At 64.4% G+C, this 22,544-nt stretch carries 27 protein-coding genes and 2 tRNA genes; 21 read left to right on the top strand and 8 right to left on the bottom strand.

Annotated features, from left to right (window positions below):
• From VAE54_RS14185 to VAE54_RS14175, 3 genes are all read left to right on the top strand, one after another.
• A partial coding sequence (locus VAE54_RS14185; RefSeq protein ID WP_322802631.1) for a cytochrome c occupies positions 1-273 on the top strand: 273 nt, incomplete at its 5' end.
• 33 nt (positions 274-306) lie between these two features.
• The gene (locus VAE54_RS14180; protein WP_322802630.1) at positions 307-816 is read left to right on the top strand and encodes an LPXTG cell wall anchor domain-containing protein; all 510 of its coding nucleotides are present in this window, start codon (positions 307-309) and stop codon (positions 814-816) included.
• Positions 817-895: 79 nt separating this feature from the next.
• A complete protein-coding gene (locus tag VAE54_RS14175; protein ID WP_322802629.1) occupies positions 896-1,078 on the top strand; it encodes a hypothetical protein in 183 nt (60 codons plus the stop codon).
• 42 nt (positions 1,079-1,120) lie between these two features.
• Here VAE54_RS14175 and VAE54_RS14170 read toward each other — a convergent pair whose 3' ends face one another.
• From VAE54_RS14170 to VAE54_RS14155, 4 genes are all read right to left on the bottom strand, one after another.
• On the bottom strand, positions 1,121-1,591 hold the full coding sequence (locus tag VAE54_RS14170) for a type II toxin-antitoxin system VapC family toxin (RefSeq protein WP_322802628.1): 471 nt from the start codon (positions 1,589-1,591) through the stop codon (positions 1,121-1,123).
• Positions 1,588-1,881, bottom strand: coding sequence for a hypothetical protein (locus VAE54_RS14165; protein WP_322802627.1), 294 nt, complete (start codon positions 1,879-1,881; stop codon positions 1,588-1,590). The genes VAE54_RS14170 and VAE54_RS14165 overlap by 4 nt, the downstream gene beginning before the upstream one ends.
• A gap of 345 nt (positions 1,882-2,226) precedes the next feature.
• Positions 2,227-2,302: transfer RNA gene (locus VAE54_RS14160), tRNA-Asp, on the bottom strand.
• Between the two features lie 76 nt (positions 2,303-2,378).
• A complete protein-coding gene (locus VAE54_RS14155; RefSeq protein WP_322802626.1) occupies positions 2,379-2,981 on the bottom strand; it encodes a uracil-DNA glycosylase in 603 nt (200 codons plus the stop codon).
• 207 nt (positions 2,982-3,188) lie between these two features.
• Here VAE54_RS14155 and VAE54_RS14150 point away from each other — a divergent pair, with 207 nt between their 5' ends.
• The 4 genes from VAE54_RS14150 to VAE54_RS14135 all read left to right on the top strand — a co-directional run bounded on the left by VAE54_RS14150 (position 3,189) and on the right by VAE54_RS14135 (position 6,149).
• Positions 3,189-3,743 (top strand): hypothetical protein, encoded by a 555-nt coding sequence (locus VAE54_RS14150; RefSeq protein WP_322802625.1) that lies wholly within the window; start codon positions 3,189-3,191, stop codon positions 3,741-3,743.
• A 15-nt stretch (positions 3,744-3,758) separates the two neighbouring features.
• On the top strand, positions 3,759-4,490 hold the full coding sequence (locus tag VAE54_RS14145; protein WP_322802624.1) for a metallophosphoesterase family protein: 732 nt from the start codon (positions 3,759-3,761) through the stop codon (positions 4,488-4,490).
• A 10-nt stretch (positions 4,491-4,500) separates the two neighbouring features.
• The gene (locus VAE54_RS14140; RefSeq protein ID WP_322802623.1) at positions 4,501-5,409 is read left to right on the top strand and encodes a hypothetical protein; all 909 of its coding nucleotides are present in this window, start codon (positions 4,501-4,503) and stop codon (positions 5,407-5,409) included.
• A 71-nt stretch (positions 5,410-5,480) separates the two neighbouring features.
• The gene (locus VAE54_RS14135; RefSeq protein WP_322802622.1) at positions 5,481-6,149 is read left to right on the top strand and encodes an SOS response-associated peptidase; all 669 of its coding nucleotides are present in this window, start codon (positions 5,481-5,483) and stop codon (positions 6,147-6,149) included.
• Between the two features lie 99 nt (positions 6,150-6,248).
• Here VAE54_RS14135 and argH read toward each other — a convergent pair whose 3' ends face one another.
• Positions 6,249-7,625: an argininosuccinate lyase gene (argH, locus tag VAE54_RS14130; protein WP_322802621.1), complete on the bottom strand. Its 1,377-nt coding sequence runs from the start codon at positions 7,623-7,625 to the stop codon at positions 6,249-6,251.
• A 357-nt stretch (positions 7,626-7,982) separates the two neighbouring features.
• Here argH and VAE54_RS14125 point away from each other — a divergent pair, with 357 nt between their 5' ends.
• From VAE54_RS14125 to greA, 7 genes are all read left to right on the top strand, one after another.
• Positions 7,983-10,289, top strand: a complete 2,307-nt coding sequence (locus tag VAE54_RS14125; protein WP_322802620.1) for an NADP-dependent malic enzyme — start codon at positions 7,983-7,985, stop codon at positions 10,287-10,289.
• A 71-nt stretch (positions 10,290-10,360) separates the two neighbouring features.
• Positions 10,361-10,444 (top strand) — tRNA-Leu (locus VAE54_RS14120).
• A 77-nt stretch (positions 10,445-10,521) separates the two neighbouring features.
• Entirely contained in the window at positions 10,522-10,896 is a 375-nt protein-coding gene (locus tag VAE54_RS14115) for a septum formation initiator family protein (protein WP_322802619.1), read from the top strand.
• Between the two features lie 166 nt (positions 10,897-11,062).
• Entirely contained in the window at positions 11,063-11,299 is a 237-nt protein-coding gene (gene infA, locus VAE54_RS14110; RefSeq protein ID WP_322802618.1) for a translation initiation factor IF-1, read from the top strand.
• A gap of 322 nt (positions 11,300-11,621) precedes the next feature.
• A complete protein-coding gene (locus tag VAE54_RS14105) occupies positions 11,622-11,882 on the top strand; it encodes a stage V sporulation protein S (RefSeq protein WP_322802617.1) in 261 nt (86 codons plus the stop codon).
• The gene (locus VAE54_RS14100) at positions 11,879-12,703 is read left to right on the top strand and encodes a PHP domain-containing protein (protein ID WP_322802616.1); all 825 of its coding nucleotides are present in this window, start codon (positions 11,879-11,881) and stop codon (positions 12,701-12,703) included. The genes VAE54_RS14105 and VAE54_RS14100 overlap by 4 nt, the downstream gene beginning before the upstream one ends.
• A gap of 221 nt (positions 12,704-12,924) precedes the next feature.
• The gene (greA, locus tag VAE54_RS14095; protein ID WP_322802615.1) at positions 12,925-13,398 is read left to right on the top strand and encodes a transcription elongation factor GreA; all 474 of its coding nucleotides are present in this window, start codon (positions 12,925-12,927) and stop codon (positions 13,396-13,398) included.
• Positions 13,399-13,594: 196 nt separating this feature from the next.
• Here greA and VAE54_RS14090 read toward each other — a convergent pair whose 3' ends face one another.
• From VAE54_RS14090 to VAE54_RS14080, 3 genes are all read right to left on the bottom strand, one after another.
• Entirely contained in the window at positions 13,595-14,503 is a 909-nt protein-coding gene (locus tag VAE54_RS14090; RefSeq protein WP_322802614.1) for a thiamine pyrophosphate-dependent enzyme, read from the bottom strand.
• Complete coding sequence (locus VAE54_RS14085; RefSeq protein ID WP_322802613.1) at positions 14,488-16,374, bottom strand: 2-oxoacid:acceptor oxidoreductase subunit alpha; 1,887 nt, start codon at positions 16,372-16,374, stop codon at positions 14,488-14,490. Before VAE54_RS14085 ends, VAE54_RS14090 begins: the two co-directional genes overlap by 16 nt.
• Before the next feature lie 467 nt (positions 16,375-16,841).
• Positions 16,842-17,333 (bottom strand): MaoC/PaaZ C-terminal domain-containing protein, encoded by a 492-nt coding sequence (locus VAE54_RS14080; RefSeq protein ID WP_322802612.1) that lies wholly within the window; start codon positions 17,331-17,333, stop codon positions 16,842-16,844.
• 194 nt (positions 17,334-17,527) lie between these two features.
• Here VAE54_RS14080 and VAE54_RS14075 point away from each other — a divergent pair, with 194 nt between their 5' ends.
• The 7 genes from VAE54_RS14075 to VAE54_RS14045 all read left to right on the top strand — a co-directional run bounded on the left by VAE54_RS14075 (position 17,528) and on the right by VAE54_RS14045 (position 22,509).
• Positions 17,528-18,559, top strand: a complete 1,032-nt coding sequence (locus VAE54_RS14075) for an SIS domain-containing protein (protein WP_322802611.1) — start codon at positions 17,528-17,530, stop codon at positions 18,557-18,559.
• Positions 18,560-18,592: 33 nt separating this feature from the next.
• Positions 18,593-19,825 carry an exodeoxyribonuclease VII large subunit gene (gene xseA, locus VAE54_RS14070; protein ID WP_322802610.1) on the top strand — a complete coding sequence of 411 codons (1,233 nt, stop codon included), beginning with the start codon at positions 18,593-18,595 and terminating at the stop codon, positions 19,823-19,825.
• Positions 19,826-20,120: 295 nt separating this feature from the next.
• The gene (locus VAE54_RS14065; protein ID WP_322802609.1) at positions 20,121-20,327 is read left to right on the top strand and encodes a hypothetical protein; all 207 of its coding nucleotides are present in this window, start codon (positions 20,121-20,123) and stop codon (positions 20,325-20,327) included.
• Positions 20,324-20,629, top strand: a complete 306-nt coding sequence (locus VAE54_RS14060; protein ID WP_322802608.1) for a hypothetical protein — start codon at positions 20,324-20,326, stop codon at positions 20,627-20,629. Before VAE54_RS14065 ends, VAE54_RS14060 begins: the two co-directional genes overlap by 4 nt.
• A 26-nt stretch (positions 20,630-20,655) precedes the next feature.
• Positions 20,656-20,790, top strand: a complete 135-nt coding sequence (locus VAE54_RS14055; protein WP_322802607.1) for a hypothetical protein — start codon at positions 20,656-20,658, stop codon at positions 20,788-20,790.
• Positions 20,791-20,905: 115 nt separating this feature from the next.
• Complete coding sequence (locus VAE54_RS14050; RefSeq protein ID WP_416223819.1) at positions 20,906-21,835, top strand: pseudouridine-5'-phosphate glycosidase; 930 nt, start codon at positions 20,906-20,908, stop codon at positions 21,833-21,835.
• A gap of 11 nt (positions 21,836-21,846) precedes the next feature.
• Positions 21,847-22,509, top strand: a complete 663-nt coding sequence (locus VAE54_RS14045) for a class I SAM-dependent methyltransferase (protein ID WP_322802605.1) — start codon at positions 21,847-21,849, stop codon at positions 22,507-22,509.
• The last annotated feature ends 35 nt before the right edge of the window (positions 22,510-22,544 follow it).

The raw sequence follows: 22,544 nt of genomic DNA, 5'->3' as shown, positions 1-22,544 counted from the left end.
GCGGTCGCGCGAGGGCGTGCGCTTTTCCGGGAACGATGTGAATCCTGCCATCTGGATGGCGGGCGAAGGCCGGGGGTTGGGCTGGGCTTTGAGCCGCCGGCCCCGATCCTGGTGGATGCGCTGCGGCAGCATACTCCCGTGTTTATCGCCCAGCAGATCCGGGAAGGGGGTGGGCAGATGCCGGCGATCGGGGGAGACCTGACGGATGCGCAGGTGGCGGATCTGATTGCTTATCTGAGCGCATTGGCCTCTGAGAGCGAAGAACGGCGATAGCCGATCTTCTATCCCAATTTTCAGGAGGATGCCATGAAGCGGATTCCGTTCAGCCTCGGCGTTTTGCTTGCGATCCTGCTCGTCGCCGCGGCCCCGGCTCAGGAAACCGTCACGATTCGGCTGCGGGAGCAGAGCGGCTCCGGACAATCTGGAACGGCGGTTCTCAAGGCGGTGGGGGATCAGACCGAAGTGACGGTGAACATCAAGCCGGGCCCTGCTGGGGTGGATCAGCCGGCCCATATCCATGAGGGCACATGCGCGAACCTCAATCCCAAACCGGCTTTCCCCCTGAGCCCTGTCCGGGATGGCCGATCCGTCACCACCGTCAACGTGAAATTAACCGATCTCTTGGCCAAACCCTTCGCGATCAATGTCCACAAGTCCGCTCAGGAGATCAGCGTATACGTGGCCTGCGGAGAGATCGTGGCCACGCTGCCGCGGACCGGCGGGGAATCCGCCGGGGTTCCGGTGTGGGCCGGGCTCCTGTTGCTCGGTGCCCTGCTGATGGGGGCCGGCTACGCCTTGCGCCGACGGCTGGCCTGATCGGAACGCGTGCATCCGGGAAGACCGCAAACCCAACCGGCGCGGGGAACCTCCAACCGGGGGCAGGAGGAAGGGCACGGTGGGGCGGACCGAAGGGGTGGGGGTCCGCCCCACGCAGGGGAAGCCCCAGCGCATCCGCCGGATCCCGGGGCATGGGGCCTGGACCCTTGGGACAGGTGGTTCCATCGTGGGGGCCGCCGGTCGCACGGCCCTGCAACATTCCGGGAACGCACGGGGTGAAGAACGGGTGATGAGAGGGTGACGAGAAGCGGGAACTTACACCCCCAGGGGAAAGTCAATCGACTCAGGGATGGGCCATCGGATCTTCCACGGCCAGCCCTTCCACCGCCGCGGCTGCCAGCAACGTCTGGTCCGCACTCACGAACGTGACCAAGATGGGATGCAAAGGCGACGCCTGGGCAGGGATCAGCAGTGCCGAGGCCAAGTGAACCGCATCGTATCCTCGCAACGGATGGCGCATGGTCAAATCCACAGCCAGGTTCATAAGTGCCCGGTCGATGCCCATCACCACGTGCGCACGCTCAAATTCCTCGCGTATCGTCTGTAACAAGCGATCATATATCGTCTCGCCCATCTCCCCCATGCGTCGCTTTCGGGCCAGAGATGCCCCTATCTCTGCCAGCGATATGATCGATGTCACCAGAAAACGATTGGGCGCGCGATACAGTCCTTTCACCCAGTCGCTACCCACCTCAACCACATACCGCTTCACCAGCGCACTTGTATCCAGATAATAGAACACGTAGGGGGTCACCAGCAGCGGTCCTCGAGAACGATCTCACTCAAGGGCTTCCCCTTCAATTTGACCGCCGGCGGCTCTGGTACTTGCTCTGGTGCATATTCCTCTGAAACATACATCAGCGGCGAACGTCGCAAGATCTCCAGCACTTCCTCCCGGGTCATGGGCCGCACCTTCTCCTGTCGTTCCAGGGCCTCCAGTCCCCGTTCCAGCACCTCCACCAGCCGCGGGCGATACGCCTCCAGCCGCCGCGCCAGGTCCTCCGGCACTTCCACCTCGATCCGCACGGTTCCCTTGCCTGTCATCATGGCACCTCCCCCTCTGCATCCGACGGAGGCTCCCTCGCACGGGCCGCCTGGCATGGACCATCGCCCCATGGTCTCTGCCCGGCCGCTCCTGCTCTTGCCCGATGCCAGAAGAAGCCCTCCGAACTCGCCTCGCCGGATATCCGCGTGTTGCCTCTCTCTTCCGGGCCCCCCGGTCCCATGATAGCACGCACCACGCCCAGCGGCTCGCGGCGCCTGACCCGTCTCAGGGCACGGCGGCTGGGGAAAAATAAGGAGCCCTCCCCCGAGAACGGCCCGCTCTACGGGGGAGGGCTCCTCCCTTCGGCAAGCTTTCGGCACACCCGCTGGGGGTTAGATCTGGAGCGGGCCCGACGGGATTCGAACCCGCGATCTCCGCCTTGACAGGGCGGCGTGTTAGGCCAGGCTACACCACGGGCCCGCTTCTATTCAGAATATACCATGTGAACGGATAGACCGTCAAGATTGCGACATGTGAGAAGAAGCGTCTGGCTCCCTCAAAACAATGTGAGCTGCCGGGGCTCCTCCGGCGGCTGTTCCTCCTCGGCCTTCAACAGACCCGCCAGGAACGCCCCCAGCTTCTGGAAATCCTCCTCCACAGTCCGTTTGAGGGCGGGCTGATGGAGGGCGGCGGCGGGATGATACATGGGAAACACCACCCGATCCCCCACCCGGATGGGTTTCCCATGCACCTGGGAGATCTTGGCGTTGGGCAGCCAGTGGGCCAGGGAGTATCGCCCCAGGGTGACGATGACTTTCGGGTTGATGAGCTCCACCTGACGGTCCAGATACGGGCTGCATGCCTCGATCTCGTCCATGTAGGGATCCCGGTTGCCGGGGGGCCGGCACTTGATGATGTTGGTGATGTAAACGTCCTCCCGCTTCAGGCCGATGGAGGCCAGCAGCTCGTTCAGGAAAGCCCCCGCCGCCCCGACGAAGGGCCGGCCCTGGCGATCTTCGTGGAATCCCGGGGCCTCTCCGACGAACATCACCCGGGCGCTTCGAGGCCCCTCGCCGGGCACCGCCAGGGTTCGCCCCTGCGCCAGGGGACACTTCGTGCATTTCCGTATCTCCTGATGCAGCGCCTCCAGCTCATCCATCCAGCATCGCCTCCTTTTAGGAGTAGAGGCCGCAGAGCGCCAGCCGTGGAACCCATTGAAACATGCCGATAAAACTCTGGCAAGATCTCCACATGCGCGGCATGGGCAGGGGCAACGCCCAACAAGGCGGGGATTGCTTCAGGCGGGATCTGGATTACAATTCGGGCAGATATTTGTGCCTAAGATCCATGCCCGGAGCGTCTTTCGATGAACTGGCTGGACCAGCTGCCGCCGCGCACCCGCACGCTGTATGTGGTGTTCATCAGCATCATCCTGGCGACCCTGCCCTGCTATGTGCTGGGCGGGGTGCTGCTGGCCATGGCCCGGCCGGCGGGTGAGTTCCCCACCCCCACAGCGCTGTTCCCGACCCTGACCCCCCTGGGGCTCACGCCGGTGGTGATCCCCACCCCAACGTTCCCGTTCGGTCCGACGGAAACCCGGCTTCCCACCCCCACCCAGTGGATCCCGCCGACGTTCACGCCGACCTTCACGCCCACCCCCTCCCGAACCCCGACGGCGACGGCGACCGCCACGTCGACCCCGACGCCCACAACGACCCCCACGGCCACGGCAACGGCCACGCCCACGCATACCCCGACGGCCACCCTTTCCCCAACCGTCTCGCCCACGCCGACGCCTGCAAGCACCGCCACGCCTACCCCCACCGGCACTCCCACACGGACGGCCACACCTTCTCCTACGCCAGCCCCACCTACCCCAACGCCCTCGCTGCCACCCACTACAGCCATACCAACGCCCTGATGGATGGGCGCCCGCATGCGCATCCTGGTGCTCTCGGATATCCACGCGAACTTCGAGGCGCTGGAGGCGGTGCTGGCAGACGCCGGAGCCTGGGATGCCCTCTGGTTCCTGGGGGACCTGGTGGGCTACGGGCCGGACCCGGTGGCGTGCATCGATCGGGTCCAGCGCCTAGCGGCCGTGGCCCTCGCCGGCAACCACGACTGGGGGGTTCTGAGCCGGGTGCCCCTTTCCACCTTCAACCCCGCGGCCCGCAGGGTGCTGGAATGGACGCGGGAGCAGCTTCCCGCGCGCCACATCGAATACCTGATGGGCCTCCCAACCCAAACGGAACAGGAGGGGATCACTCTGACCCATGGGAGCCTGCGGGCGCCGATCTGGGAATACATCTTGGATCCGTATACCGCATGGGAGAACATTGAGCAGCTGCCCACCCGGATCAGCCTCTTCGGCCATACCCACGTGGCCATCGCTTACCATGTGCCGGATCGGAAGACGCCGCGGATGCACATCCTGGAGCCGCCCTATGATGAGCCCATCGACCTGCGGGAGGGATGGTGGCTGTTGAACCCGGGGAGCGTCGGCCAGCCCCGGGATGGCGACCCCCGGGCCGCCTACGGGATCCTGGATCTGGAAGCGATGACCTGGACGTTCCGGCGGGTTCCCTACCCGATCGCCGAGACCCAGGCGAAAATGCGCCGCCTGGGGTTTCCGCCGTTTTTGATCGAACGCCTCGCCTACGGCGAGTAGGAGCTTCCAGATGACGGCCGTGTTGATCCTCACCCCGCGGGTCCTCCTCGTGGTCTTCGATCCCCCTATCACCCATGACCTTCCTCTCTCCCGGGCGATGGGCTGGAACCGGGTGGAGGAGCTGGTCGAGGGATACATCGCCGACCTGGAGGCCTGCAGCCGGGGGACGGTCCGGTATCAGGTGGCGGCGCGCCTGGATTTCCCCTTCTTTCCTCCCAAGATCGACGGCTTTCGCTACACTCCGGAGACCTACCGCGCGGTGCTGGAGGGCCGGCAACTGCCCCACGAACCGGACACCGCGGATTATCATGCCATCCTCACCGCCTGCGATGGGGTTCAACGTGTGGCGCGCGGGGAGATCGATGAGCTCTGGCTTTTCGGCGGCCCCTACTTCGGGTTCTACGAGTCCCGCATGGCCGGGCCCGGGGCTTTCTGGTGCAACGCCCCGCCGCTCCCCGGGGCGGAGGCTGCCGGGAGGCGGTTTGTGATCATGGGCTTCTCTTATGAACGCGGGATCGGGGAGATGCTGGAGAACTTCGGACACCGGGCGGAGGCGATCATGGAACGGGTTTTCGAAGGGGTCCCGGAGGAGCGAAACCTGTGGCGTCGCTTCACCCGCTATGATCGCATCGCCCCGGGCCGGGCCGGGGTCGGCACCATCCACTTCGCCCCCAACAGTGAGGGGGATTACGATTGGGGAAACCCCCGCTACGTCTGGAGTGATTGCGATGACTGGCTGCACTTCCCGGATCTGCGGGGCCGGGGGCGATGGGTAAACAGCGCGGAGTGGGGCGGCGGGGACATCCGGGAGCATCACCGATGGTGGCTCCGGCATCTCCCCTGTGCTCCCGGGGAGACCGACGGCATCTCCCATCACTGGTGGCGCTACATTGTGGATCCCGGCACCGTCCCCCGATGAGCGGACCCCAGATTCGTCCAGATCGGGGATCCGCGCTAAGATGGGCATAGAAAGCGAGGGAAGAGGCCTCCATGTGCGGGCGCTACACGATCTTCACGGAGCCACAGCGGCTGATGGAACGGTTCCGGGCGGAATGGCCGGACGCACCGTGGCAGCCCCGGTATAATGCGGCCCCTACCCAGCTCCTTCCCGTGCTCCTCAACGAGGATCCCCGGCGGGTCCGCATGTTGCGGTGGGGGTTGATCCCCCACTGGGCGGAGGACCCGGCGATCGGGAACCGGCTGATCAACGCCCGGGCGGAGACCCTGACCCAACGCCCGAGCTTCCGCGAGGCTTTCCGCCGGCGGCGCTGCCTGGTGTTGGCCGATGGGTTTTACGAGTGGCAGCGCACACCCGGCAGGCGTATCCCTTACTGGATCGGGTTGCGGGATCGGGAGCCCTTCGCCTTCGCCGGGCTGTGGGATCGCTGGGAGAGCCCGGAGGGGGAGATCATCGAGAGCTTCACCATCATCACCACCGTCGCCAATGAGCGGGTCGCCCCCATCCACGACCGGATGCCGGTGATCCTGCTTCCGGAACATGAGGCGATCTGGCTGGATGATGCCGCTGGCTCCCGGGCCTGGCAGGAGATCCTGCGCCCGTATCCGGCCGATTGGATGATCGCCTACCCGGTTTCGGCTCGGGTGAACTCCCCGCGGGCGGACGATCCGACCCTGATCCAGCCTCTGTCCGAGCGTTAACCCCGAGGGCTTCCGCCGCCTGGCTCTCCTTCCAAGCGGCATAATGCCTCCTCTCCCCCGTTCTTTTCCAGGTCACCAGCGCTCGCTGTATGGAGCTTCTCACAAGGAGCGAGCCAGACAGGCCCGCAGGGCCTGGAGCTGGGCCTCGACAGCGGAGCGAGCGGTGCCGCCGGGGACGGCTCGACGCTCCACGGCAGTTTCCACATCCAGGGCGGCGTAAACATCCGCATCGAAAGCGGGATGATATCGGCGCATGAGCTCCAGGGGAAGGGCAGAAAGCGGCTTCCCCTGCCGGAGGGATTCCCCGACCAGCTCGCTGATCACCCGGTGCGCTTCCCGGAACGGAACCCCTTTGCGCACCAGATAATCCGCCAGCTCGGTGGCCAGCATCGCTTCCTCTAGGGCTTCTCGCATCCGCTCCGGCCGCGGCCGCATGGTCCGCACCAGACCGGAGAGCACAGCAAGCAGGATCTCCAGCGTGTCCACGGCCTCGAAGACCGGCTCTTTATCTTCCTGCAGATCCTTGTTGTAACCGGAAGGGAGGCCTTTCAGCACCGCGAGGAACCCGATCAGGCAGCCCATGAGACGCCCTGCTTTCGCCCGGGCCAGCTCCAGGGCATCGGGATTGCGCTTCTGCGGCATCAGGCTGGATCCCGTCGTGTAAGCCGGATCCAGCGCCACGAACCCGAACTCCGCGCTGGTGAAAAGAATGAGATCCTCCGCCAGCCGGCTGAGATGGACGCCGATCATCGCGGCGATGAAAAGAAACTCGGCGACGAAATCCCGATCGGAAACGGCATCCAGGCTGTTCGGGGAAAGGGACCGGAAGCCCAGCTCCCGGGCCAGGGCCTCCCGATCGATCGGGAAAGGCGTCCCGGAGAGGGCGCCGCTGCCCAGAGGGAGAGTCGCCAGACGGGGATAGGCGTCTCGCAGTCGCGCCCGGTCGCGCTCAAAAGCCCACGCATGGGCCAGGCACCAGTGGGCGTACCGGATAGGCTGGGCCTGCTGAAGATGGGTATAGCCCGGCATGATCAGGTCCAGATGGGCTTCGGCCTGCGCCGCCAGGGCCTCCTCCAGCTCCCGCAGCCCCTGATCCAGTCGGGGCCAGACCTCCATCAGGAACAGACGCAGGTCGGTGACCACCTGGTCATTGCGGCTGCGCCCCGTGTGGAGCTTGCCGGCGATCGGACCGATGCGCTCGGTCAGCCGGCGTTCGATGGCGGTGTGGATATCCTCATCGGTGGGCTGGAAAACAAAATCGCCCGCATCCAGCTCGGCCTGCACCGCCTCCAGGCCGGCGATGATCCCATCGCACTCCTCGGGCGTGAGCAGGCCCGCCCGGGCCAGGGCGCGGGCCCAAGCGATCGAGCCGCGGATATCCTGGGGATACAGGCGGCGATCGAAGGGAAGCGACGCATTCAACCGCTCGAACGAAGGATCCAGCAACGGGCCTTCACGGGTTCCCCACAAACGCATCCCGGTTACCTCCTTTCGGAATCGGGTGCCTCCACAACCCGTCTCTCTGTTCGCGAACACCGGATGGGCTCTCCGCTTCGCCCCCTGCCTGCTCCAACAACAGAGCCAACCGGATCCTATGTAACGGTATTGTAACCGAACCGGGCATCGATCTGCGGTGGGGAGGGCCTGGAGGGAATTCTCTTTCCTGTGCCCATCCGGCCCCGAGGGGGCAGGGCCTCGAAAAAAACTTACGCCCTCAATTTCAATCCGGCCGTCCGGCTTGTCGAAGCAAGGGCTCTCGCTTATGCTAAGCGTGGAGGCCGGCGGCGGGCGCCATCCCTGTGGAGATCCAGCTCTGGAACCCAGGAGGTTTCCATGCTCCGTGAAGACGCGCTGGAATACCATCGCAAAGGCCGTCCCGGCAAGCTGGAGATTGTCCCCACCAAACCCATGATCACTCAACGAGATCTCTCCCTCGCTTACAGCCCGGGCGTTGCTTACCCGGTCCTGGAGATCGAGAAGGATCCAGACCTGGCTTATGAATACACGACTAAAGGGAATCTGGTGGCGGTGATCTCCAACGGCACCGCCATCCTCGGACTGGGAGATCGGGGGGCTCTGGCCTCGAAGCCGGTGATGGAAGGCAAGGCTGTGCTCTTCAAGAAGTTCGCCGACGTGGATGCCATCGACATCGAGGTGAACACGCGGGATCCGGATGAGCTGATCCGAGTGGTGCAGGCCATCGCCCCGACCTTCGGGGGCATCAACCTGGAGGACATCAAGGCGCCGGAATGTTTCTACATTGAAGAAACCCTGCGCGCCACCCTGGACATCCCGGTATTTCACGACGATCAGCACGGGACGGCGGTGATCTCCGCGGCGGCCTTGCTCAATGCCCTGGAGCTGGTGGGCAAACGCATCGACGAGATCAAAGTGGTGATCAACGGGGCAGGGGCCTCCGGCATCGCCTGCGCCGAGCTCTGGGTGAAGCTGGGGGTGCGCAAAGAGAATCTCATTATGCTGGACACGAAGGGGGTGATCTACAAGGGGCGGAAGGAGGGAATGAACCCCTATAAAGAGCGCTTCGCTGCGGAGACCGATGCCCGGACCCTGGCAGAAGCTATCCGCGGCGCCGATGTGTTCCTGGGCCTCTCCGCCCCCGATGTGCTCACCCCTGAGATGGTGAAATCGATGGCCGAGCGGCCGATCATCTTCGCCCTGGCCAACCCTGATCCTGAGATCCGCTACGAGCTGGCCAAGGAGATCCGCCCCGACGCCATCGTGGCCACCGGCCGCAGCGATTACCCCAACCAAGTGAACAACGTCCTCGGCTTCCCCTTCATCTTCCGCGGGGCCCTGGATGTGCGGGCGCGGGCGATCAACGATGAGATGAAGCTGGCCGCGGCGCGGGCCCTGGCCGCCCTGGCGCGCGAAGATGTGCCGGATAGTGTGCTGAAAGCTTACGGGCTGGAGACGCTGCGCTTCGGGCCGGATTACATCATCCCCAAGCCGCTGGATCCCCGGGTGATGCTCTGGGAGGCGCCGGCGGTGGCCCAGGCAGCGATGGAAACAGGGGTGGCCCGCATCCACATCGATATCGAGGAATACCGGGAGCGGCTGGCGGCCCGCTTGGGCAAGGGCACCCAGGTGATGCGTTTCATTATCAACAAGGCGAAAGCCGCCCCCAAGCGCATCGCCTTCGGAGAAGGCGAGGAGCTCAAGATCCTCCGCGCCGCAGCCCTGGTCCAGGAGGAAGGGATCGGCCGGCCCATCCTCATCGGACGCCCAGAGGTCGTCCGTCAGCGCATCGAGGAGCTCGGCCTGCGCTGCCAGCCGGAGATCGTCTACCCCCCGGAGTTCCCGCGGCTGGAGGAATACGCACAACGCCTCTTCGAGAAGCGCCAGCGCAAAGGCGTCACCCTCCCTCTGGCCCGCACCTTGCTGCTGGAGCCCAACTATTTCGGGCCGATGATGGTGGAAATGGGGGACGCCGATGCTTTCATCTCAGGCCTTACCTATGATTATCCATCGGTGATCCGCCCCGCCCTTCAGGTGGTGGGGGTCCGGGAGGGCGTGCGCAAGGTCGCCGGGCTTTACATCATGATTGTGAAGGAGAAGGTCTACTTCTTCACCGATGCCACGGTGAACATCGAGCCCACCGCGGAGGACCTGGCGGAGATCGCCATCATGGCCGCGGACTTCGCCCGGCGTTTCGATATTGAGCCGCGGGTGGCCATGCTCTCCTTCTCCAACTTCGGCAGCACCCGCCATCCCCTCTCGGAGAAAGTGCGCCTGGCGGTGGAGATCGTGCGGCAACGACGTCCAGACATCCTGGTCGATGGAGAGATGCAGGCAGACACCGCGGTGGTGCCGGAGATCATTGAGGAACGTTACCCCTTCAGCCGGGTGAAGGACGCCAACGTCCTGGTCTTCCCGGATCTGGAAGCGGCGAACGTCTCGTATAAGCTGTTGCAGCGCTTGGGGAACGCCCAGGCCATCGGGCCGATCCTGCTGGGAATGGGCAAGCCGGTCCATGTCCTTCAAACGGGTGATGAGGTCCAGGACATCGTTTTCATCGCGGCGATTGCCGCCCTGGATGCTCAGGAGCGCGGCCAGGCTCAGGCTCCCGCCCTCGCATCCAGTCGGGGAATCGGAGCCACTCCAGAGGGGCGATTGCTTTGAGGGATGGGAGGCCTATGGACAGCCGGATGATTTGACAGAGCGGCCGGCTCTGGTAGAATTGGAAAAGGACCGCCGGGGTGGCGGAACTGGCAGACGCGCCACGTTCAGGGCGTGGTGGGCATACGCCCGTGCGGGTTCAAATCCCGCCCCCGGCATGGTCGGGTGAACCCAGGGCGTGGGGAGGGCGATGGCAAGACGCTCCACGCCCTTTTTTTATCCTGAGGGGGATCCGATGGAAATGCGTCCATGGGCGGGCGAGATCAGCCGATGGCTGGTCCGCCTGATGGTGGGGATGGGATTGGCACTCCTGGCCCATGTGGCGTGGGGGAACCTGGAACTTTATCGGCAACGAGTGGAGCGAGCTGAGCGCCTGCAACAGGCGATCACCATCGAGCAGATCCGGGCGACCCGCCTCGCCGAGCAGGCCCGGTATGTGCAGAGCGAGGAGTTCGTAGCCCGCTGGGCCCGCATGGAGGCCGGAATGATCCGCCCCCGGGAAACGCCCTACCGCCTGGAGCGCATCCCTCGCTCTCCCACGCCTTACCCCACGCCCACCCCTACTCCCTCACCCTGGCAGGCCTGGTGGATGCAGCTCTGGGGTCGATGAGAGCACCTGGATGGGGCGCTTCCCTCACGAATTCCAGCCCCTCTTCACCCCCTCCCACTCTTCAAGCATCTCCTCGCTTTGCCCAGATCCCAAAGGGTAATCATCGAATTGCCCCGAAGCTCGCTTACAATTAAGCATGGAAGATCTCTATCTTCAGGGAGGCCCGATGGCGAAAGGAAGCGAGAAGGCAAAGGATGTCATTCAGGTAGAGGGGACAGTGGTGGAAACGCTGCCCAATGCGATGTTTAAGGTCCGTCTCGATAATGGCCACGAGGTGCTGGCCCATCTCTCTGGACGGATGCGGATGTATTACATCCGGGTGCTGCTGGGGGACCGCGTCCTGGTGGAGCTTTCCCCTTATGATCTGAGCCGAGGGCGCATCGTGCGCCGGCTTTCCCGGTGATCCGAGGGACACCGTTCGCCTCCCCCTGAGGGCGGGCAGGCCGCTCGGAGGGCGAGATAAGGAGAGAGAAGGGGAAAGCGCCATCCGCCCCCGCTCGGAGCCCGCCGGGATGCAACCGGGCAAAGCACGACGTTCCCCCTCCGCCTTTCTTGCTCTTCCACGCGGCAAGGCCGTTATAATAAAAACAAACCGGCCGCAACGGCGGGTCTCTCCCTCTGTTGCCTCAGGCCATCGAAGGAGGTGCATCGCATCATTGAATTGAGGATCATCCATGCGGGCCGCGGTTTCTTCGCCTCATCCCACAGCTCCACGGAGGGAGACCATGGACACCATTAAAGTGGCTGCGAAATCGCGCACCACTGCCGTGGCCGGAGCCATCGCGGGTGTCATCCGGGAACGGGGACGGGCGGAAGTGCAGGCCATCGGCGCCGGTGCCGTCAATCAGGCGGTGAAGGCCATCTGCATCGCCCGCACCTATCTGGCCCAGGATGGCATCGATATCGTCTGTGTCCCCGAGTTCACCGACGTCAAGATCAACGATCAGGAGCGGACGGCCATCCGGTTCGTGGTCGAGAAGCGATGAGTTCCCGCCTCGACCTCCACGTTCACACCACCGCCTCCGATGGCCTGTGGTCCCCCGCCCGGGTGGTGTATGAGGCCCTCGCGCGCGGTCTGCGCTACCTGGCCATCACGGACCATGAGACCACCCAGGGGGCTGTGGAGGCGATGGCCCTCGCCCGTGGCACGGCTCTGGAGGTGATTCCCGGCGTGGAGATCAGCGTCGGCGGCTCCGAGGAAGAGATCGACCTGTTGGGCTATTTCGTGGATCCCGTCCACCCGGATCTCCTTCGCTTTCTGAAGGGCATGCAGGCGGAGCGAAGGGAACGGATTCGAGCCATGGCCGAGCGCCTGGCCCAGCTCGGGATGCCCGTCCCCTGGGAACGGGTGCTGGAGCTGGCCCGGGGGGACGTGCTGGGGCGCCCCCACCTGGCCCGGGCAATGGTGGAGCAGGGCTATGTGGCCGATGAAGCCGAGGCCTTCCGACGGTGGTTGGGACGAGGCTGCCCCGCCTATATTCCCCGGCAGCCGATCGATCCCCACGAGGTCCTCGCGGTGATCCGGGCGGCCGGAGGCGTGGCCGCCCTGGCCCATCCCGGGCGCTCCGGGCTTCCCCGAAATCTGGAGAGCCTGTGGCGGGCGGGCCTGGTCGGGCTGGAGGTTTTCCACCCGGATCACTCCCCGGCCGATGTGGCCCGGTTGATCGCCATCGCCCGGATCTACGATCTGATCCCCACTGGCGGCAGTGATTTCCACGGCCCCGGCCCGGACGGCCGTATCCTTCTGGGCGCAATGCCAGTCCCCGAACATACGGTGGAACGGCTTCGCGAGCGATGCCCGCGCTAAGACCCCGTTCCCCATCCCCTCAACGGATCACTTCGATTTCGTGCCCGTCGGAAGCGCACGGCGAGAAGAGCAGACCACCCAGGGGTCCAGGCCATCCTCCACCGATCGGGGAAGCACAGCGCCCGCCTTGTTCCTTTCCATCCCGGCTGGTATAATCAAATACGCCCCGATGGGAGGGCCACAGGAAGAAATGGACAACCGCAATCGAGGAGCAGGAAGAGATGGCCGCTGTTGGACCCACGTATCTGACACCGGAGGGCAAGCGCCAGTTGGAGGAAGAGCTGGAATACCTGCGCACAATCAAGCGCCGGGAGATCGCTCAACGTCTGCGCTTCGCCATCCAGCAGGGCGATCTCTCGGAGAACGCCGATTACCACGCGGCGAAGGAGGAACAGGCCTTCATTGAAGGCCGGATTCGGATGCTGGAAGCGATCCTCAACAGCGCCGTCGTGATCGAGCCCCAGCCTTCGGAGGACGGCCGCGTGCGCATTGGATCGCGCGTCACCATCGCGGAGGATGGAGGCACGCCAGAAGTGTATGTGCTGGTGGGCCCCGCTGAGGCGGATCCCACCCAGGGGAAGATTTCGTATGAGTCGCCACTGGGTCAGGCGTTGTTGGGCCGGGCGCCGGGAGATGTGGTGACCGTAGAGGCGCCGGCCGGCCTCCTCACCTTCCGGATCCTCGCGGTGGAATGAACGCTTCGGGCGGCCTTCCTCCCTCTTCTCCCCCCTGCATTTCTGAAACCCCCCTACCTTAAATCTCAGGTCTGAAATTTTCCCTCCCCATGGCAACCATCCGCCAGCGATTCCAGGAGGAAGAAAAATGGGGGCCGGTCCAGCCCCTCAGGATAGCCAGCCCGGCCCCCAAAGCTCCTGCGCATTTCTCATTCTCTTAATGAAGCTCGTTGAGCAGCGGCGTGAGATCCCGCTGGTAGATCGGCTCGAGATCCGCCAGGGGCTTCCCCCAGTAGGGGAGGCGGGCTGCCAGCTCATCCTCCAGGGTTGGCCGCTCCACCCGGTAGAAGATCCCAATGGGGATGCGATCCCCGTTCTCATAGGCCTTGAGAAGCGCCTGGGCTTTCTTCTCCACGATCTCTTTCTCATTCGTTGGATCGTGCACCACCGGGTCGTAGCCCGTCTCCTCCAGCTTGTAGACCCGGGCGTTGTAATATTCCCGCGTGTAGATGTTGTTGTAAGTCGGGCAGGGCTGGAGGACATCGATCAGCGCCGTTCCCCGGTGCTGAATGGCGGCCACGATGAGATCCCGCAGGTGCCGCACGTCATAGGCATAGCCGCGGGCGATGAACGTATAGCCTGCCCCCAGGGCCACAGCGATCGGGTTGAGGGCCTCCATCAGATTGGGCTCAGGCAGGGACTTGGTCTGCACGCCCTTCGGCAACGTAGGGGAGGCCTGACCCTTTGTCAGACCATAAACGCCGTTGTTATAAACAATATAAGTGAGATCCACATTGCGCCGCCCGGCCGCCAGGAAATACCCGGCACCGATCCCATAGCCATCGCCATCTCCCCCCACGGCAATCACGGTCATCTCGGGGTTGGCCAGCTTGAACCCGGTGGCCACCGGCAGCACACGGCCGTGGAGGGTGTGAATCCCATAGGTTCCGATGTAATGGGGCGTCTTGCCGGAGCAGCCGATCCCCGAGAAGATCGCCACTTTATGCGGAGGAAGCTGCAAAGCGGCCAGCGCCTGGTGGATGGCGTTCAGGATCCCGAAATCCCCACAACCAGGACACCAATCCACCCAAACCTCCGTCTTGTAATCCTTCACCGCGTAGGCCATGGGATCACCTCCCGGGCTTCGCTGGAGATCATGACAATCCGCTCCTCATCGTTCTTCAAAGCGCGACGGACCCCTTCGAGGATCTCATTTACTGTGAACGGCCGGCCATCGTATTTCAGCACCCGCTGGGGGATCCGAAATCCGGTCATCTCCCGGATCAGGTTCCCCAGCTGACCGGAGTAATTGTTCTCGATCAGAATCACACGGCGGGCCCGCCGCAGGATCGCCCCCACGGGCTCGGCCGGGAAGGGCCGCATCATCCGGATCTGGAGGAAGTTAAAGGTCAGCCCGTTCAAGGTCGCGAGCTCCTCCAGCGCATCCAGGATCGCGCCTTTGGTGGTCCCCCACCCGACCAAGGTCACCTGGGCATCCGCAGGGCCGTAGAGGGTGAACTTCTTGCTGTCCGGGATCTCCCGGGCAGCCAGCTCCAGCTTGCGCATCCGTTTATCCATTTGCTCCATGCGATGCACCACCCCCTCGGAGATGTGACCCTTGGGGTTATGCTCATCGCTGGTGGTCCAGAAGATAACGCCCTCCGTGCCGGGGACCACCCATGGGGAGATGCCGCTTTCGGTCACCGCATGGCGCAGGTAGCCATCCTGCTGGCCCGCCGGCGGATAGCGGATTCCCCGATCGATCACCAGATGACGGGTTTCGAAGCGAGGCACCGTGATATAGCTGCTGGCCAGGTATTTATCCAACAGCACGATCACAGGCATCTGGTAACGATCGGCCCAGTTAAAAGCCTCGAAGCTATCGTAGAAGGCCTCCACCACATCCCCGGGGGCGATGACGATGTGGGGGAACTCTCCATGGGCGGGATGGAGAGCGAATCCGAGATCGGCCTGCTCCGTGCGAGTAGGGAGACCCGTGCTGGGGCCGCCGCGCTGATAGAGGAACACCACCAGACCCGGCGCCTCGGTGATGGCCGCGAAACCGATGCCCTCCGGCATCAGGGCAAAGCCCGGCCCCGCCGTGGAGGTCGAGGCCCGGGCGCCCGCGTGGGCGGCACCGACCGCCATGTTGATCGCCGAGATTTCGTCCTCCGTCTGGATGACCACCACGTTGTATTTGCTCTGGACCGCTTCCAGATACGTGCTTTCATCCGTCGCCGGGCTGATCGGGTAATAGGTCTGAACGCCCAGCCCAGCCTGAAGCTTGCCCAGCGCCACCGCCTGCACGCCGCGGATCAGGATGTGGTCCTCACGTCGCTCCCGCTTGCGAACCTTCCAGGGGAAGTCATTGCCGAAATGCTCGTGCACATAATCATAAGTAACCCGTAGGGCCTGGATGTTCAGATCCGCCAATCGGGCCCGACGCCCCTTAAACTGCTCGCGGATCACCTCGGCGACGAGATCGAAATCGTAATCCAGGACCGCCAGGGTGGCCCCCAGAGCTACTGTGTTTCGCATGATGTCGTATTGGCGATACTCCGCCGCCTTGCCGAAAGGCTCCAGCGCTCGACGGATCATCTCAAAATATGGCACCGGATAAAGCCGCAGATCCTCCCGCTTCAGGCGATCCCGGATGTCTCCCAGATCCGCATCGTAGATAATCCCGCCCCCCGTGACTACTTCATGCACGTGTCCACGATGCGTGGGGAACTCGGGGTTGTGATGGTGGTCCCCGAAGAGGGTTTCCTCATCCAGCGCAGCCAGGAGATGAACCTCCTCAACGGGGGCGTGGACAGGATCCTCGGCGACCCGGACCCGATAATAGCTGTGCTTGCCCATAATGTTGGAATGGTATTCGATATTGGTGAACACATAGAGCCCACCCCGATTGAAGGCTTTCGCAAGGGTTTCTGCCGCCACATTGATCCCACTGCCCTGAGGCCCCCCGATCATCCAGGAGACGAACCGTTTCGGCATGGCATCTGCCTCCTTAGAGAATGATAAGGGACGGATCGGCCGCCTGTACGTCTCACCCGTCCCTCTATTGAACATTCGGTTGAGGCCATGGGCCTCCTCCCGAAAGGAGTCTAACGACCCGGCCGGCGCGGAGGGCACCTGCTGCCCCCTCCAATCCCGGCCCCTCCGAATGCTTTTAGCAAAGTATACCCGGGACAGGAGCGATTGTAAAAACAGATGATAAGGGGGGACACCCCCAGATTGGGGATATCCCCCCATTTGGGGGATGCCGCCGATGCCCTGGATGCCCATGGCATCCGCTCATGAATGGACTTCCACCTTCGGAAGGGCGTTGGGGGAAGCTTGCTGGTCTCTATGGAAAGGAACCGAGATGGGGAAGGGGGAAGCGGTTCGACAAGTTCCATGCCCCGGAAATCCCGCAGCCCCATTGGGAGCGCTCGTGATCATCGTGATCGCAACAGGCCGCTTCATCGCTGTTCGAGGTCCATGCCTTCTGCCCCCCGCGCGCGAACCAAGAGGGTCCACTGGCCCTTTTGCACCACCTCGCCCCGCTGATTCCGAACCTCCACATGGAAGATCACGAATCCTGCCCGGCCATTCGGCGCGGGGCGCTTTTGGGCCACCTCGATCTCCACATGGATCGTATCCCCGATGCGGATGGGGGCCCGGAATCTCCATTCCAGGCTGGTGAAGGCTTCCACGGTCTCCTCCAGGAATCCCAGCCGGGTCGCCAACCCTGAAGCGATGGCCAGGCCAAGCAGCCCGTGGGCGATCCGTTCCCCGAAGATCGTGCCCCGGGCGTATTCCGCGTCCGTATGCAGCGGCGTGTAATCGCCGGATAGCCCAGCGAACATCACAATGTCCGCCTCCGTCACCGTGCGGCCCGGGGTGCGCACCTTCCAGCCGATCTCCAGATCCTCGAAATACAGTCCCCGAGGGATCGCTCTCTCTTTGGACATGGGCAATGCCTCCCGTGAGAAGTGATTCCCATTCACCGATCGAATCCCCAGGGCGTGGGGCGATTTTCATAGCCTGAAAGGACCCGCCATCATGCCTTGAAGTATAATCGGCTCGAGGGGTGCCCTCAAGCGCGAACCCGGCTTTCCAGACTTCCTCTTATCGCATCCTGAGATTCGGCTGGTGGAGGTTCTGGATGTGGGTGGAACAGGAGATCCGACAGCAGCCTGAGGTCGCCGATCGCCTGATCCGCGAAGGATGGGAGGAAGCGCGGCAGATCGTGAACGCTGTGCGCCGTTTTCAACCGGCGCTGGCCGTGCTGGCGGCGCGGGGAAGCTCCGACAACGCCGCCCGATACGGGCAATACCTGCTGGGGGCCTTCGCCGGTCTCCCGGCTGCCCTCGCCACCCCCTCTCTCTTCACCTTCTACCGCCGGCCTCCTCGCCTGGACCATGCATGGGTGATCGGGATCTCCCAATCCGGCCGCTCCCCGGATATTGTGGAGGTCATCCGGGAAGCTCGACGTCAGGGCGGCTGGACCCTGGCCATCACCAATGATCCTGCCTCTCCCCTCGCCTCAGCCGCCCACGCGGTCCTCCCCCTGCGCGCAGGGGAGGAACGCGCGGTGGCTGCCACCAAGACCTATACGGCGCAGCTGATCGCCCTCGCCCTCCTGGTCACGGCCTGGACCGAGGACGCCGCCATGCGGGAGGATCTGCTTCGGTTGCCGGAAGCCATCGCCCAGGCGCTGGACACGGAGGAGGCCGCCCAGGAGGCGGCAGCATTCTGGCAGCGGGTCGTTCACGGGGTGGTGATCGGCAGGGGTTTCAATTACGCGACGGCGTTCGAGGTCGCCCTCAAGCTCAAGGAATTGACTTACATCGTGGCGGAGCCGTATTCCTCGGCGGATTTCCTCCACGGGCCCATCGCCCTGGTGGAGCCGGGCTTCCCGGTGTTCCTGATCGCCCCGGGCCCGACCTTCCGCTCCGAAATGGAAAGCCTGGCCCGCTGGCTTCGGGAGCGGGAGGCCCATCTCACGCTCTGCAGCGAAGATCGCGGGCTGCTCGCCATGGCGGACGTGCGCATCCCGCTGCCTCCGGTTCCGGAGTGGCTCTCACCGATGGTGGCTGTGATCCCTGGCCAGTGGTTCGCCGTCTCCCTCGCCCAATGGAAAGGGCTGGATCCAGACCGGCCGCGAGGCTTACAGAAGGTCACGGAAACGCGATGAACAAGGGGCGCAACCTTCCCCTGGAGCGTTTTCATGAGCGAGTGGGAGGAACTTGAACAGGCTCCCATCACCTACCTCACGGTATCCCAGCTGGCCGCCCATCTGAAGGAAGCGATCGAATCCCGTTTCGCCTGGGGGGATCTGTGGGTGGAGGGAGAGGTGGGGGATCTCCGCCCTACAGCGCCGGGCCACATCTTCTTCTCATTGAAAGAAGGGCGGGCCCAGATCACGTGTGTCATCTGGCGGGCGCAGGCAGCCCGGATGGCCCAGCTGCCGGCGAACGGCCAGACCATTGTGGCGCGCGGGCGGATCGGTTACTACGAGGATCGGGGGGATTGCCGTCTGTATGTGGATCGCTGGCTTCCCATCGGCCTGGGCCAGCGATTCCTGGCCCTTGAGGCGTTAAAGCGTCGGCTGGAGGCGGAGGGGCTGTTCGACCCCGCCCGCAAGCGGGTGCTGCCTCCGTTCCCCCGCCGGATCGGCGTGGTGACCTCGCCGGCGGGAGCAGCCCTTCGGGACATCCTGAACATCCTCCGGCGACGATGGCCCCTGGCGGAGGTCATCCTCTCCCCTACGGTTGTCCAGGGAGATGATGCCCCCCTTTCGATCGCCACGGCCCTGGAAACCCTCCAGATGGTGGCGGGGGTGGATCTGGCTATCATCGCCCGGGGTGGAGGGTCCAATGAGGAGCTGTGGGCTTTCAACGACGAGCGGGTGGTTCGGGCGGTGGCATCCTCCCCGTTCCCGGTGGTCTCGGGCGTCGGCCATGCCATCGATCTCACCCTGACGGATGCCGCCGCCGATGTGCACGCGCCCACACCCTCCGCGGCAGCGGAGCTGGCCACCCCGGATCGGGACGCGGTGGCCGCTCAGATCGCCGGATGGCGGGATCGCCTGGAGCAGGCGATACGCGCCCGCCTGGAGCGGGCGGGGCAGGCTCTGGCGACCCTGCGCGCGCGCCTGCAGGCCCATACGCCCGAGCGGGAGCTTTACGCCCGTCGGGAGCGCCTGCATCGGTTGCGGACCCGGCTGGAAGGCGCGATCCGTCAGCAGATCCTGCAAGCGGAAGCCCGATGGGGCTACCACCAGGCCCGACTGGAGGCGCTGAACCCCCGCGCCGTCCTGGCCCGGGGCTACGCCCTGGTCCGCCGGGCCGATGGCCGCCTGGTCACCCGGGCGGATCAGGTCCAGCCCGGCGAGCCGCTCACCGTGCAGTGGATCGACGGAGAGGTCCCCGTGCGGGTGGAAGGAGGTTCTCCCGGATGAACACCTATTTCCGCTTTCCGCTTCGGCCCCCACGTGGAACAACCCCGGGCGCGCCAGCAGCCGATCATCGCCCTGGAGACCGTGGTGGTCGCCTTCGGCTGCCCCACCGTCTAACCCCTCGATCGTTAGAAAAATTCCTCATCCCCTGGTGGAATCCAAGGCTTTATGCTAAAGTTTGAATTTGGAAAGTAGGGAAAGGTGCTCTTCTCCTTGAGCATCGGCCAACGGCATACGCCATGGCCGACACGCAGCGCAGGCAGGGACCCTGCCCGGCTATCGAAATCTGGAGGGAATGATGGCGCTTGAAGATTTCTCCGAATATCTGAAAGGAAAATCGTTTGATGAGATCCTCCATGAAGGGCGCAAGGAAAGCGCTGAGCGCATTTTCTCTGAGGCCATTGTGCCTCTGGCATTGCTGCTATCCCAGGAGTTGTTGAAAATCCTTCTGCTGCCTCCTGCAGCGGAAACTGGAACACCCGCTTCGACGGAGAGGACCCGGTGATCTATCTGGATACCTCCGTGCTGCTGGTCTTCACGCTGGCCCGGAAACTGGAGCCCACACGATTTGAGGCGGTTTCGAAGTTATTCCAGTTCATCGACCAGGGTGCGGTTAAAGCAGTGACATCTTTCTATGCGCTCCATGAGCTGCTGGTCATCGCGATCACCCGCACAGAGCCAAACTGGGAAGCGGGCAGCGAGTTTGCCCGTCAGGCCTTCCTCACGCTTTTGAGCACCGCTTGCTTGATGTGCCGATCCCTCGCCGCGAGGAGAAGTTGCTCCGGGCCAGGCTCTTCGCAGCGCTGAGAGACCCGACGGATCTCCCTCATGCGATGGCCGCCCATATCGCAGGCTGCACGGCGATCGTGGCCTACGATGATCATTTCCGGGCGATCGAGAACGTGATTCCCTATAAAACGCCGGAGGTCATTGTCGCGGAGCTGGAAGCACGATCATCCCGCTTATAGCCGGCTGGCCGGTGTTCGCCGCCCTTCCCCATTCGAGTTGCAGGTTTCGGGAACCAGCTCCTGGAGGCGAGGGATGTCCACGCCTGGATCGGCAGTCGACTTCGAGTTTGGGGCGATGGGTTTTTCCACCAAGAACACCTATTTCCGCTTCGGCCCTCACGTGAAGGAAGCCCGGGCGCGCCATCAGCCGATCGTCGCCCTGGAGACCGTGGTGGTCGCCTTCGGCCTTCCCCAGCCGGCCAACCTCCAGGTCGCCCACGAGATGGAAGAGGCCGTTCGCGCGGAAGGAGCCGTTCCGGCGACCATCGGGCTGCTGGATGGCCAGGTTGTGATCGGCCTGACGCCGGCTGAGCTCGAGCGATTCGCGGGAGACGAGCACGTCCGGAAGGTGAGCCGGCGCGATCTCCCGATCGTCCTGGCGCGCCGCCAGATCGGCGCCACGACCGTGGCGGCCACCGCCTGGGCCGCCGCGCGGGTCGGGATCCGGGTGGTGGCCACGGGCGGGATCGGCGGGGTGCATCGGGGGGCGCCGTTCGATGTTTCGAACGACCTGCCGACGCTGGCCACAGAGCCCGTTGTGGTGGTCTGCTCCGGAGCCAAGGCGATCCTGGATCTGCAGGCCACCCGGGAATGGCTGGAGACCTATGGGGTCCCGATCCTGGGATGGGGCACGGAGACCCTGCCCGCCTTTTACAGCGCGTCCAGCGGCCTGCCGGTAGACGCGCGGGTGGATTCAGCGGAGGAGATCGCCCGCATCGCCGGGATCCACTGGGCGCTGGGGGGGAAGGGGATCCTGGTGACCGTTCCTCCCCCCGCCCCGGTGGCGGTCCCGCTGGATCGACTGGAGGGAGTGGTTCGAGAGGCCCTTGAGGAAGCGGAGAGGCGCGGGATTCGGGGATGGGCGGTGACGCCCTTCCTCCTGGCCCGTGTGGCGGAGCGGACCGGGGGGGAAAGCGTGCAGGTGAATCATGCCCTGCTGGTCGAAAACGCCCGCATCGCCGCCCGCATTGCGCGGGCCCTGGAGGCGTTATCCCAGGAGCCGTGAGGGACAGACGGATGGAAACCGCCTCGGTGTTCGAACGCTACGCCGCCCGTTACGATGCCTGGTATGAAGGGCCGGTGGGCCGGGGAGCCTATCGCTCGGAGGTGCGGGCGCTGGCCCCTCTGCTGACCCGCTGCCCGCCCCCCTATCTGGAGATCGGCGTAGGATCCGGGCGCTTCGCTCAGGCCCTCGGCGTCGGTTTTGGGATCGATCCCGCGCGAGAGCCGCTCCGGATGGCGGCAGCCCGGGGGATCCGGGTGGCTCAGGCAGTGGGGGAACGGCTTCCATTCCGTGACAGCGCCTTCGGCGGAGTCCTCCTGGTGGTCACCCTGTGCTTTGTGGAGGATCCCCTCGGGGTTTTGCGGGAAGCCCATCGGGTGCTGCGGGCGGACGGAGGGCTGGTGCTGGGGATGATCCTGGCGGAGAGCCCGTGGGCGGCCCACTATCAGGAGAAGGGCCGCCAGGGGCATCCCTTTTATTCCATCGCGCGGTTCTACTCCCGCCAGGATCTGGACGCATGGCTGGAGCAGGCGGGGTTTCAGGTGGTGGAATATCGCTCCACCCTCTTCCAGGCTCCGGATGCTCCGGAGATCCGGGAGGAAGAGGCCCGCCCGGGCTTTGACCCCAAGGCCGGCTTCACCGGGATCCTGGCGCGGCGGGTTGAAGGTGTCGGATGAATTCGACCTCGAGAGGCCTCCAGCCACCGGCCGGC

The sequence above is a fragment of the Thermoflexus sp. genome, from assembly GCF_034432235.1.
In the GTDB taxonomy this organism is placed as follows: domain Bacteria; phylum Chloroflexota; class Anaerolineae; order Thermoflexales; family Thermoflexaceae; genus Thermoflexus.
Note: the sequence above shows the minus strand (reverse complement) of the source record. Positions and strands in the feature narration are given on the sequence as shown.